We start from the raw sequence: 11,886 nt of genomic DNA, 5'->3' as shown, positions 1-11,886 counted from the left end.
AGGAAAATGTAGGGCTGCTTTTAGACAGCCAAGCAGAGATTAATATATTTGTATCAAAAACAACTACATAGGTCACTATTTTTCGTGAACGATTTCATCGATAAATTCTTCTCTCTCGTCTTCGGTCATAGTATCCCAATCACGGCCGCGTTCTTTGGCTACGATTCTAGCTCTTTCTGCTCCTTCGTTAAATACTGGTTCCAACTGTCTCCACTGACTGAGGATGAGAATTTTATAAACTTCCTGTTGCTGTGCTTCGGGGAGTTGTTTGACTAATTCGATTACTTGTTCGTTGCTTAAGGTTAAGTTTGGCATAGGTCGCTTCTAGACACCAGCATGATTAATCAGTTTAACACGAGTCCTTAATGGAGAGGGTTTTCGGTTCGCCTATCCCTTCTCTGCGTCGATCAGTTAGAATCGAGAAATTATAACAAATCTGGTTATTTTTGCATGAGTAGAAAACGGGTTTCTCCGAGAAACCCGTTTTCTGTGCGTTACTCAACGGATTTAGTATTATCGGCCTAGAAAGTCCTTTCATCTTCCCGCTTGCCGTAAAATTATGATTGTCTCTCTCCAAGAAGCTCAAGCCAAACTGCCCGAACTGATATACAATCTCAAACTAGGGGAAGAATTGTTAATTACCGATAATAATTTCCCACTGGCAAAATTAAGCCGATGATAAAGAACACTTACAAGACTTCGCGGAGTATCTGCCTTGAAATGTCTAATCGATAGCCATACTCTGCTGTGTTACACACTCAAGGAATCCCGACTCAGTAGCAGCACCCATCAACTTCCTAAAGGGTGGCATAAATCGACTAAATCCTTATCTTGCAAGAGTTCTATTGATTAGTTCGTTCTAGATCGAAAACAATTGACAAAATCGCATCAATGTCCTTCTCTATAAGGGTTTCATCCCTTATAACTCCGTCCATTGCATAGCACAAACCGAAGAACCCGTCAGATGGTGACTTTCTTAATAGATCCATCAATTTTTCGGATGGTAACTTTCTTAATGCATCCATCAATTTTTCGGTTTTCATTCGTCTTAAGTTTAAGCCAGAAGGAGTGATAAGAGAATGGCATGATGGTAACTTTCCTACTAGATCCATCTTTTTGGATGGTGACTTTCTTAATGGATCCATCAATTTTTCGGATGGTAACTTTCCTACTATATCCATCAATTTTTCGATGGGATATTGTCTATCTTCTATAGAATTTGCTTCTTCTTGTATTAATCCTACTTCTTCAGGAGTTAATATCAGTCCTTCAAGTTTCTGCTCCGCGTTCTTGATTGTTTCAATTAAGTCTCGGTGTTTTTCTTCGGCCACACTTAAGTCGTCATTGGTAAAAAGATTATTATGAGCTACTTTGTTTCTGATTTTATACAGTTTCTCCCAATTAGATTGAAAATTTCTGTCTTTAAATGATTCCTTAAAAAACTTATCATAGTTGCTTTTAATTTCTTCTTTTAATTTACGAATTGCTTCGGGAGTTTCTTCAAGCCTATCAATTTTTTTAATTAAATCCTCTTTGGTTATACAACCAGATGAAAGCTTGTATATATACTCACCTAAATCATTAAAATCTATCAGATAGAGTTTATTGTCAATATAGCTTGCAAATTTTGTTTCATTATTTTTTCTGTCATTAACTTTCTTGCTAAAATCTTGGGGGGCTTCCGTTTTCCACCAATTCACTCCTATCTTGGTTGTCATGAATTTCGTTATGTAGGCTCTTAAATGGTTTTCCACACGATAAATATAAGGATAAATTTGAACAGCAATCTGCTCAGAAATTTCGTCTTTTACTATATACAGTGTTTCTAATTTTTGTTCTTTGAAAAAATTTAAAATTGGAATACGTTGAGGTTCTAAACAATCATATTCTCCCTTTACAACAATTGAAAAACCTGTAATACATTTATCTTTGCTGTCTTGATCAAATTTAATTGGATTTACTGTAATTTCTATAAAATTATCCTTGATTTGGCGACTGTTATCACCTATTTGTTGTGTTCCCTTCCAAAATGAATCATTCGAGGCGAGAAGATAGACTAAATTATCAGGAGTTTTGATATGAGATTGATTAGAAGTGTCAAATGCAAAAATTTCAAAGGTGAGAAAATTGTTTTGTGTGTCCATTGGAATGACAGGAGTTAGGTCTATAAACAACATCTAACCTCTATTTTAACTTGTCTATTGAAAAAAAGGGGGCTTATTCAGCCCCCATTAAACCCTAACTACCGCCAATCCTTGCCACATCGCGGGCGTTGGCTTCAAAAGCGGCATCGAGGGCAGAATCGCCAGTTAAACCGGAATCTAACGCCTCTTTAATACACTGCAACATCCGCTTATAATCCTTGGGCATTACTTTAACAAACTTGGGCAACATTTCCGACCAATTTGCTAAAACTAGGGACGCTTTTTGACTTTGGGTGTAATCAGCATGGCGTTGAATTAACTCGCGTAAATCGTCGATTTCTTCCCCTTCTAGCGCCTCTAAAGCTACCATTTGGGTATTGCAACGAGTGGCGAAATCCCCCGACTCATCGAGGACGTAGGCGACACCACCACTCATCCCGGCGGCGAAATTGCGACCGGTGGGCCCTAAAACAACGACTTTACCCCCCGTCATATACTCGCAGGCGTGGTCGCCAACGGACTCAACCACCGTAGTCACCCCAGAGTTACGCACCCCAAAACGTTCCCCAGCAACCCCAGAAATATACACCTCACCACTGGTCGCGCCGTATAAAGCCACGTTACCGATGATAATATTCTCCTCGGCCACAAAAGTGGAACCTTTGGGCGGATAAACGATGATTTTGCCACCGCTTAAACCCTTACCCACATAATCATTAGCATCCCCTTCTAACTCCAGTGTCACCCCTTTGGGAACAAAAGCACCGAAACTCTGCCCCGCGCTGCCCTGAAAATGGAGATGTACGGTATCTTCGGGTAAACCCTCCCAGTGACGTTTAGTGATTTCGTTGCCTAAAATCGTCCCCACCACGCGGTTAATATTTTTAATCGGTAGTGTCGCCTTGACTTTTTCGCCTTTTTCAATGGCATCCTTGCATAAATCCAGTAAAATGGTTATATCCAAGGACTTATCTAAACCGTGGTCCTGGGGAATCTGGCAATAACGTCCTACCTCTGCATCTACCTCCGGTTGATAGAGAATTGGAGTTAGGTCAATTCCTTTCGCTTTCCAATGTTCTACCGCCTGTTTTGGCTCTAATACATCAGTTCGCCCCACCATTTCATTTAAGGTGCGGAATCCCAATTCGGCCATAATTTCCCGCACTTCCTGGGCGATAAATTTCATGAAATTCACCGTATATTCGGGATCTCCGATGAAATTCTTCCGTAATAACGGATCCTGGGTCGCTACCCCCGCCGGACAGGTATTAAGATGACAAACCCGCATCATAATACAGCCTAACGTCACCAGTGGCGCGGTCGAAAACCCGAATTCTTCGGCCCCCAATAGGGTTGCCACCACCACATCGCGGCCGGTTTTCATCTGGCCATCGGTTTCCACCGCAATGCGACTGCGAAGATTATTTAACACCAATGTTTGATGGGTTTCTGCTAGTCCCAACTCCCAGGGTAAACCCGCGTGTTTAATCGAGGTTTGGGGTGAGGCTCCGGTCCCACCATCGAAACCAGAGATTAAAACCACGTCGGCGTGAGCTTTAGCGACTCCGGCGGCGATTGTGCCAACTCCCACCTCAGAAACCAGTTTTACGCTCACTCTGGCCGCACGATTGGCATTTTTTAGGTCATGAATCAACTCCGCTAGGTCTTCAATCGAGTAGATATCGTGGTGGGGTGGGGGAGAAATTAAACCAACTCCGGGGGTGGAGTGACGGACTTTGGCAATCCAAGGATAGACTTTTTTACCCGGTAATTGACCGCCTTCGCCCGGTTTTGCCCCCTGGGCCATTTTTATCTGCAATTCTCGCGCTTGGGAGAGGTAAAGACTGGTGACACCAAAACGGCCGGAAGCTACCTGTTTAATGGCACTATTTTTCGAGTCTCCCTGTTCATTTGTCCAAGTGTAGCGCTCGGAATCTTCGCCCCCTTCCCCGGTGTTCGACTTGCCACCGATACGATTCATGGCAATAGCGAGGGATTCGTGGGCCTCTTTGGAAATGGACCCGTAACTCATGGCCCCGGTTTTAAAGCGTTTCATAATCGCTTCAATCGGTTCCACTTCTTCGATGGGGATACTTTCCCGGTTTTTAAAGGTTAATAGTCCCCGCAGGGTGAAGAATTTTTGATTCTGTTGGTTGACCAGTTGGGAATACTTCTTAAAGAGGTCGTATTTGCCCAATTTTACCGCTTGTTGCAGGGTATGAATGGTTTCTGGGCTAAAAAGATGGGCTTCCCCGTCCTTACGCCATTGATATTCACCGCCAATATCGAGGGTATGCACATTAACATCCCGGTCGGGGAAAGCGTGGCCATGTCTGAGTAGGGATTCCCGGGCAATAATTTCTAAATCGGCCCCTTCAATGCGGGAAGCTGTCCAAGTAAAATAGCGATCGACTACCGATCGATTTAAGCCAATAGCCTCGAATATTTGCGCCCCACGGTAGCTTTGCAGGGTGGAAATGCCAATTTTAGAGGCCACTTTAATTACGCCCTTGGTGGCGGCTTTTATGTAGTTTTTACAGGCACTCTGGTGGTCAACTCCTACCAATAAACCTTCCTCGATCATACTGCCGAGGGTGGCAAAGGCTAGATAGGGATTAATCGCACCGCAACCATAACCGAGTAAAAGGGCGTAGTGATGCACTTCCCGGGGTTCGCCAGATTCCAGGACAAGGCCCACTCTGGTGCGGGTTCCCTGCCGGATGAGATGATGGTGTAAACCGGCAACCGCCAGCAGTGAGGGAATCGGGGCGTGATTTTTATCGATACCTCGATCGCTTAAAATAATAATGCTCGCGCCCGCTAAAATTGCCTCGTCCACCTCTTGACAAATTGCCTCAATTGTGCTACGCATCCCCTCGACTCCCGAAGTGGGATCGAAGAGAATGGGAATAGTCACGGTTTTAAATTCGCTATTGCCCTGTAAACGCGCTAATTGGGCGTTAGTGAGGATAGGAGAGTTAAGTTTAATCAGGTGACAGCTTTCGGGCTGCGGATCCAGGAGATTTCTCTCAGCGCCGATAGTGGTGATGGGAGAGGTGATAATTTCTTCGCGAATCGAGTCAATCGGGGGGTTAGTGACTTGGGCGAATAACTGCTGAAAGTAATCATAAAGCAGTTTTGGGCGATCGGACAAGACGGCTAGGGGTGTATCGGAACCCATGGAACCCACTGCTTCCACTCCATCCCGGCCCATGGGGGCTAATAAAAGACGTAATTCCTCAAAAGTGTAACCGAAAGCGGTTTGCTGTTGAATTAGGGAAACAGAAGTTTCCGGTGGAGCAGTTTCCACCGCCGGTAAATCGTCTAAATTGACTAAATTTTCGTTTAACCACTGGCGATAGGGTTTAGCGTTGGCAATACCTGCTTTTATTTCCTCATCGGCCACGATACGACCTTCTTTCATATCCACAAGGAACATCCGGCCGGGTTGCAGACGACCTTTAAAAGCGACGCGTTCTGGTTCAATGGGTAAAACTCCCGCTTCCGATGCCATAATTACTAGGTCATCTTTGGTGACATAGTAACGGGAAGGACGCAAACCATTGCGGTCTAACACTGCTCCCATCATCGTACCATCGGTAAAAGCGATCGAGGCCGGACCATCCCAGGGTTCCATCAAACAGGAATGGTATTCATAAAAGGCTTTTTTCTCATCACTCATCGATTCGTGGGCTGCCCAGGGTTCAGGAATCATCATCATGACAGCGTGAGGGAGAGAACGCCCCGATAAAACCATTAATTCTAGGGCATTATCAAAAATTAAGGAGTCACTACCCTCGATATTAATAACCGGCTGGATTCTTTTGATGTCTTCCCCGAATAAGGGTGAGGCAAACATCGACTGACGGGCGTGCATCCAGTTAATATTACCTCGCAGGGTATTAATTTCGCCATTGTGGGCAATATAACGGTAAGGGTGGGCGCGTTCCCAACTGGGGAAGGTATTGGTACTAAAACGAGAATGGACTAATCCTAAAGCACTTTGAAAGTCGGGGTCGTGTAAATCGGGGAAATAGTCACCCACCTGTACCGGCATTAATTGCCCTTTATAGACAATGGTACGACTAGAAATACTGCAAGGATACCAGTAACGATTAAAAGATTGACGATTGAGATGGGAACGCTTGCGAATAACGTATAATTTGCGTTCAAAGGCCAGATCATCGCTTAAATTGGCATCGCGTTCGATGAAAACCTGTTCGATAAAGGGTTCGGTAGATTTGGCCGAATTGCCCAAACTAGAGTTATCCGTGGGAACATCACGCCAACCGAGAACTTTTAACCCCTCTTCGGCGGCGATTTTCTCGAATTCCTGGCGACTTTTCCCGCGAATTTCGGCATCAGGGGCCGTGTAGAGCATTCCTACCCCGTATTGTCCCGCTGCCGGCAAGGTAAAACCTAGATCCCCAGTCACTTTCCGGAAAAATAGGTCAGGGATTTGGCATAAAATACCCGCCCCATCTCCCGTATTTTTTTCCGCACCGCACGCGCCACGGTGATCGAGGTTTAGTAAAATTGTTAAGGCCTGTTCAACAATATCGTGGGACTTTTTACCCGTTTTATGAACGATAAAACCGACACCACAAGCATCATGTTCAAATTGGGGATCGTATAGTCCTTGTTTCCGTGGAGTTTGATTGTTATTCATCTTGTCTAATAGCCTAGCAGTCTGGAAGGGAAGGGCCTAGAGGGTGAGCCAGAGTAGCGATTCTAGGTATATCAATTCTGTATCCAGACTGGACCTTCGGTCTTATATCTTAAGGAAATGTTTCGATGTGACAAGGGTTCCTTTACACCGAAGAGATTATTCACGAATTTTTTAGCAGCGGATCGATTAAGTCGTCGGGAATGTGGTTACGCTCGATATAAGCGTTAATTTCCTCTAGATGGTCGCTGTAATAGGTCAACGCACTGAAAATCTGACTTAACGTCAGATGGGGCATTCCTAGGGGTATTTCTTCGGGAGCGACCCCCAGACGCCAAGTTTCGACGATGGCGCGGACGGGTGTACGGGTTCCTTTGATAATTGGTTCCCCGTGTAAGATCTCGTCGTCTCGAACGATATAGAGATATTCGGTCGCTTGAACCATCGCGGTTTTCTGGAGTGGATATCGTTTAGTTTATCGTATCGATCGAACCCCCGACTATTCCCCATAAATATCGGTTCGGTTACTTCAGCCACCCGATCTCACTTGCGGCGATTGTTTCGCTCTTTCTCGCCATTTTTTTGAATTTTCTGTAATTACCTCGCCCATCGATCGGGCTTTTTCCGCCGCATCCCGTGCCATTTCCAGAATTTCCTCTAGTTCCCGTTCATCGGAAATTTTGGGTCTGAAACCCCGCCTGTGTAAGACAGTACATGGTTTTTTAACTGTGGTATGCGACGGTGGTGGAAGCAGAAACTTAAATCGTGAGGTTTAGGAATCGCCGCACTTTTAGGGCGGCGAGGATGTCAATTAGTCCTGTTTCTTTTCCTTCCATCACCGTAAGCCCTCCAAGCGATTTTTAACTCGAATAGAAGCGATCGATCACACATAGATGGCCTCTCGATCGATCCGTGCCTTGAGGTAAGGATTCAGAGAATCCCGATAGCGGATCACGTCCACTTCCCGACCGAATAGGTTCTCTAGTTCGGCTTTCAGTCTGACTCTTTTAAGCAGATCGGGGGGCATATATACCACTATATCTATATCGCTCGTCGGGCGGGTTTCCTCTCTGGCTACCGAGCCGAAAATGCCGATTCGATTGATCGCGTATCGTTCCGCTAGTTCGGGTTTCAGGGTTCGTAAACGTTCCAATATCTCGTTGGCAGTGATTTTATCTACCATCTAATTTACTCCCTTTAGTTAATCGTGCGATCAATCTCTCGATGCTAATAAAAGACTAAAACGGGCTGCCACAATCGCACAACCCGTTCCCAATCAATTTAATTTTTAGTCGGTCACAATTACTTTTCCAGTTTCCGGCCTTTGCACAATAAACCCACCCCGGCAACAGAGAGTAAACCGAGAACCGTCGCTGGTTCGGGAACGGTGGTCAGGGAATAATTGGCGAGAACGAAGAGTTCAGGAAGAGTAGAACCGTAGGCACTGCCGGAAGCGAACAGGTCGGTCGTGTTACCTACAATAGCGTTAGGGGGCAAAAAGCCGAATCCATCAATACAATTCGTCGTGTTACAAGCGACAAAATCCAGTCCCGCTCCGTCTAGGGATAGCACCGCCTGACCCGTTACAACAACACCACCAGCAAGAATGCTATTGAGATAAGAACCTATCAACGGAAGAGCGGGGGCGGGAGAGCCGTTAAAGGTGGTATTACTGATAGAACTGACGAATACCCTGTTGTTATCTGGTTGCAGGGTTCCGTCCACCGTCGCAGTGATCGTTCCTGCGCTGGAGGTGTAGGAAAAGTTAAAAGTTGCGGCACTGGCAACCGGTGCGAGGGTGGCGGTGGCTACCGTGGCGAGGGCGACGGAATAACAAAGGGAACTTTTAAGTGGCATAGAATACATTGTTTAGCTAAATTCTCCCAAATATTACCCCCCCCCCGCGATTTTGTCAAGGTTTTTGTAATTTATATTTATTATGCTTTATCTAGCTATTGATTACTCGATTCGGGATTTAGAGCGATCTCCCAAGAGAGCGGCGAAGTGGTGCGCTTTTCTGGGGTGCGGGGAGCGATCGGTAAAATTGGCATACACTATAATTATCAGAGCGATCGATGTTTAAGTAGGTAGGCGTTAAAAATTATCAGATGCCCCCCTTATTAAGGGTGATCCCCCCGCCTATCGGCACCCCCCTTATCAAGGGGGGCAGGGGGGATCGGCACCCCCCTTATCAAGGGGGGCAGGGGGGATCGAACCTAAAATCCATTTTTAATTTAATTATAACCAGCTACTTATCTAAGTTAAAAACAACAATAAAACTAGCGATCGATGGGCGTGATCAGTAAAGTCAAATTACGAGAGTTTTGGGAACGCCACTCGGACGCAGAAGAAGCTCTTAGGGATTGGTATAACTTCGCTAGTAAGGCTAACTGGAAAAATTTAGTAGAGGTTCAAGGTCGCTACCCGAAGGCGGAGGCGGTGGGAAATTTTACAGTTTTTAATATCAAGGGAAACAAATACCGTTTAATCGCTGACATCAATTATTCTCGTCAAACCATTTTCGTTAAATATATTCTAAGTCACGCTGAATACAATAAGGAGAACTGGAAAAATGATCCCTACTTCTAATCCATTAACCTATGGTGATTTACTATTGCAGTATCAACCGAAACCGATTAATAACTCCCAAGAATACGAGCGATTTTTAAGCATAATTGAAGGGATGATGTCACGGGAGTTAAGCAAGGACGAAGGACTATTATTCGATTTATTGGTGTTATTAGTGGAAGAATACGAGCGGAAACATTATCCGATCGCCCGAACAAATCCTACCGCTACGTTAGAATCGTTACTGGATGAATTCGATATCGATAGGGAGTGTCTTGTGGATATTTTCGGCGATCGGGATAGAGTAGAATCGGTGATAGGGGGGAAACAGGCGATCGCTCCCTCTCAAGCCGAGTCTCTAGCCGAATTTTTTAATCGTTTAAGTGCGAAACTGGCGTTAAGCGCCCGTGATTTTCTCTTGTAGCCTCGCTTTCCCTCGGGGACTGGGGGGGAAGACCATATAACAAATCCTTACTTTCTTCATAACTTTAGATTAATTAAGATAATGTTACAAAACTTTATGAAAAAGCCGTAGTATGATAATTTACGCCAGTAAAGCGAACACAATAAGGAGCAACACCCATAATGCAGTCGGCCGAGATGTTGCTGACAGTCCCCAAAGAGTATTTAAAAGCACCGGGGGGCTTCAACCCAAACGTTACCATGTTTTTCAGTGCCTTGAGCCTAATAACCCTATCTACCTGTGGCTATTGGCTATGGTCCTGGCCTGACTGGATTTGTTTTAGTGCTAATGTCCTCGCTTTACATTTATCGGGGACAGTTATCCACGATGCCTCTCATAATTCTGCCCATAGTAATCGGCTATTTAATGCTATTTTAGGTCATGGCAGTGCTTTAATGCTCGGTTTTGCCTTTCCAGTCTTCACTAGAGTCCATTTACAGCACCACGCTCACGTTAACGATCCCGAAAATGATCCGGATCATTTTGTCTCCACTGGCGGCCCTTTGTGGATGATTGCGGCCAGATTTTTTTATCACGAGATTTTCTTTTTTAAGCGGCAACTCTGGCGGAAATACGAACTGCTGGAATGGTTCCTCAGTCGTCTTTTTGTGGCTACCATAGTCATCGTCGCCTGTCAATACGGTTTTATCAGCTATGTGATGAATTTTTGGTTTGTTCCTGCTTTAGTGGTGGGAATTGCCCTCGGTTTATTTTTCGATTATCTCCCCCATCGTCCTTTCCAAGAGCGTAATCGTTGGAAAAATGCCCGCGTTTACCCCAGTCCCCTGTTAAATCTGCTGATTTTAGGGCAGAATTATCATCTCGTGCATCATCTCTGGCCGTCGATTCCCTGGTACAAATACCAACCGGCATACTATGCCACTAAACCGCTTTTAGACGCAAAAGAGTGTGAACAGTCTTTAGGTTTACTGCAAGGTAAGAATTTCTGGAGTTTCCTCTACGATGTCTTTTTGGGGATTCGCTTTCACTCCCATTCTTCTAAATCTAGCTCATAGCAGTTATCGTAATGGTGAGGTACAAGGTTTCCGTTTTGGGAAGTCGGTGGTCGATTTTATGAGAAACTCTGTATCTGTAATGGTTTCTTTGTCAACTTGATTTTTTTAAGGAGGATTTTATGGGTCAGCATTGGGGAAAAGCCTTAATTTTAACAACAACTTTCTTGACAATTAACATCGATTATGCTAGGTCTTTAACCTTTGGTGAGGCCGTGGGTATTGGAGCGGGGGCCTTGTTAATCAACCGGGCGGTACAGGATAATAGACAACGTTATCGATTTGTGCCACCAGAGCAAGAATTTCAGCGCGGACTAGAGGACGGGTTTAACTTTGCCCGCTATGATAATCCGCGCAATTCTAGAGACTACGATGACGGTTTTATCGAGGGAAGAAGACGGCGGGAGTCGGGTTGGTCCAGTCCCAACCGGAGAGGTTGATTATTTTTTTGGTCTGCGTCCCACTTCGGCGGTTTCTTGAATGGAAAAGATCCTCAATTTACCGTCGATGGGAGCGACTTTAGCCACTGCTTCCGATGCCACTATATAGTTATCACCCTCGGTGTTGGTAATATTGATTACCCGCTCGCGAGTGATAATCGCCATCTCCTCATTAGCAAGAATATCCACGTCCCAATTCTCAGAAAGAACCTCTATACTTCTAATATTTTTGTAGGATTCCTCTAAAAATATTTTATGTTCCGTGATGCCATTTAACTCAAAAATTTCGGTACTAGCATCGGTTTTAATGGTCAATTGCGAGGAAATAAACGGGGCATAGTGTTTGAGGATTAGGGCGATATTTTTATCTTTAATAGCGGTTTCAATGTCTTGAATCATTGCTTTAATTTCCGCTTCCTTGATTGTTTGTCCCCCATCGCGATTACTCGATTGTTTCACCGGCACTATCGAGGGATTAGCGTGGACAAAAGGGGGGGAGATGCTGGGGAGAAGGGATAAACCGAGCAATAGAACAATTAATTGGGGAGAACGCATAATTTAATAAACTTGGTAAATTCAACCCGAATCATAG

General features: G+C 44.8%; 12 protein-coding genes. 5 read left to right on the top strand and 7 right to left on the bottom strand.

Annotated elements, in window-relative coordinates; genetic code table 11:
- Positions 1-75: 75 nt before the first annotated feature.
- A complete protein-coding gene (locus LW728_RS12480; protein ID WP_052275296.1) occupies positions 76-315 on the bottom strand; it encodes a hypothetical protein in 240 nt (79 codons plus the stop codon).
- A 244-nt stretch (positions 316-559) separates the two neighbouring features.
- Between LW728_RS12480 and LW728_RS12475 the strand changes: the two genes are divergently transcribed.
- On the top strand, positions 560-679 hold the full coding sequence (locus tag LW728_RS12475) for a type II toxin-antitoxin system Phd/YefM family antitoxin (protein ID WP_002777099.1): 120 nt from the start codon (positions 560-562) through the stop codon (positions 677-679).
- A 163-nt stretch (positions 680-842) separates the two neighbouring features.
- On the opposite strand, the gene LW728_RS12470 is transcribed toward LW728_RS12475, so the two are convergent.
- The 5 genes from LW728_RS12470 to LW728_RS12450 form a co-directional block, all read right to left on the bottom strand.
- Positions 843-2,144, bottom strand: coding sequence for a Swt1 family HEPN domain-containing protein (locus LW728_RS12470; protein ID WP_287766837.1), 1,302 nt, complete (start codon positions 2,142-2,144; stop codon positions 843-845).
- Between the two features lie 94 nt (positions 2,145-2,238).
- Positions 2,239-6,813, bottom strand: coding sequence for a glutamate synthase large subunit (gene gltB / locus LW728_RS12465; RefSeq protein ID WP_287766835.1), 4,575 nt, complete (start codon positions 6,811-6,813; stop codon positions 2,239-2,241).
- Between the two features lie 160 nt (positions 6,814-6,973).
- Complete coding sequence (locus LW728_RS12460; RefSeq protein WP_104396872.1) at positions 6,974-7,255, bottom strand: DUF433 domain-containing protein; 282 nt, start codon at positions 7,253-7,255, stop codon at positions 6,974-6,976.
- 438 nt (positions 7,256-7,693) lie between these two features.
- Positions 7,694-7,993: a nucleotidyltransferase family protein gene (locus LW728_RS12455; RefSeq protein WP_287766834.1), complete on the bottom strand. Its 300-nt coding sequence runs from the start codon at positions 7,991-7,993 to the stop codon at positions 7,694-7,696.
- 119 nt (positions 7,994-8,112) lie between these two features.
- Positions 8,113-8,667 (bottom strand): PEP-CTERM sorting domain-containing protein, encoded by a 555-nt coding sequence (locus LW728_RS12450; protein WP_287766832.1) that lies wholly within the window; start codon positions 8,665-8,667, stop codon positions 8,113-8,115.
- A 432-nt stretch (positions 8,668-9,099) separates the two neighbouring features.
- Between LW728_RS12450 and LW728_RS12445 the strand changes: the two genes are divergently transcribed.
- The 4 genes from LW728_RS12445 to LW728_RS12430 all read left to right on the top strand — a co-directional run bounded on the left by LW728_RS12445 (position 9,100) and on the right by LW728_RS12430 (position 11,294).
- Positions 9,100-9,399 (top strand): type II toxin-antitoxin system HigB family toxin, encoded by a 300-nt coding sequence (locus LW728_RS12445; protein ID WP_287766830.1) that lies wholly within the window; start codon positions 9,100-9,102, stop codon positions 9,397-9,399.
- The gene (locus LW728_RS12440; protein WP_002800633.1) at positions 9,383-9,802 is read left to right on the top strand and encodes a helix-turn-helix domain-containing protein; all 420 of its coding nucleotides are present in this window, start codon (positions 9,383-9,385) and stop codon (positions 9,800-9,802) included. The genes LW728_RS12445 and LW728_RS12440 overlap by 17 nt, the downstream gene beginning before the upstream one ends.
- Before the next feature lie 161 nt (positions 9,803-9,963).
- A complete protein-coding gene (gene crtR / locus LW728_RS12435) occupies positions 9,964-10,857 on the top strand; it encodes a beta-carotene hydroxylase (RefSeq protein WP_002800634.1) in 894 nt (297 codons plus the stop codon).
- 119 nt (positions 10,858-10,976) lie between these two features.
- Complete coding sequence (locus LW728_RS12430) at positions 10,977-11,294, top strand: hypothetical protein (protein WP_002782546.1); 318 nt, start codon at positions 10,977-10,979, stop codon at positions 11,292-11,294.
- Here the strand turns inward: LW728_RS12430 and LW728_RS12425 are convergent, their stop codons facing one another.
- Complete coding sequence (locus LW728_RS12425) at positions 11,295-11,849, bottom strand: hypothetical protein (protein WP_002800635.1); 555 nt, start codon at positions 11,847-11,849, stop codon at positions 11,295-11,297.
- Positions 11,850-11,886 lie beyond the last annotated feature (37 nt).

Source organism: Microcystis sp. 49638_E5, assembly GCF_021300285.1.
Lineage (GTDB): Bacteria > Cyanobacteriota > Cyanobacteriia > Cyanobacteriales > Microcystaceae > Microcystis > Microcystis aeruginosa_C.
Note: the sequence above shows the minus strand (reverse complement) of the source record. Positions and strands in the feature narration are given on the sequence as shown.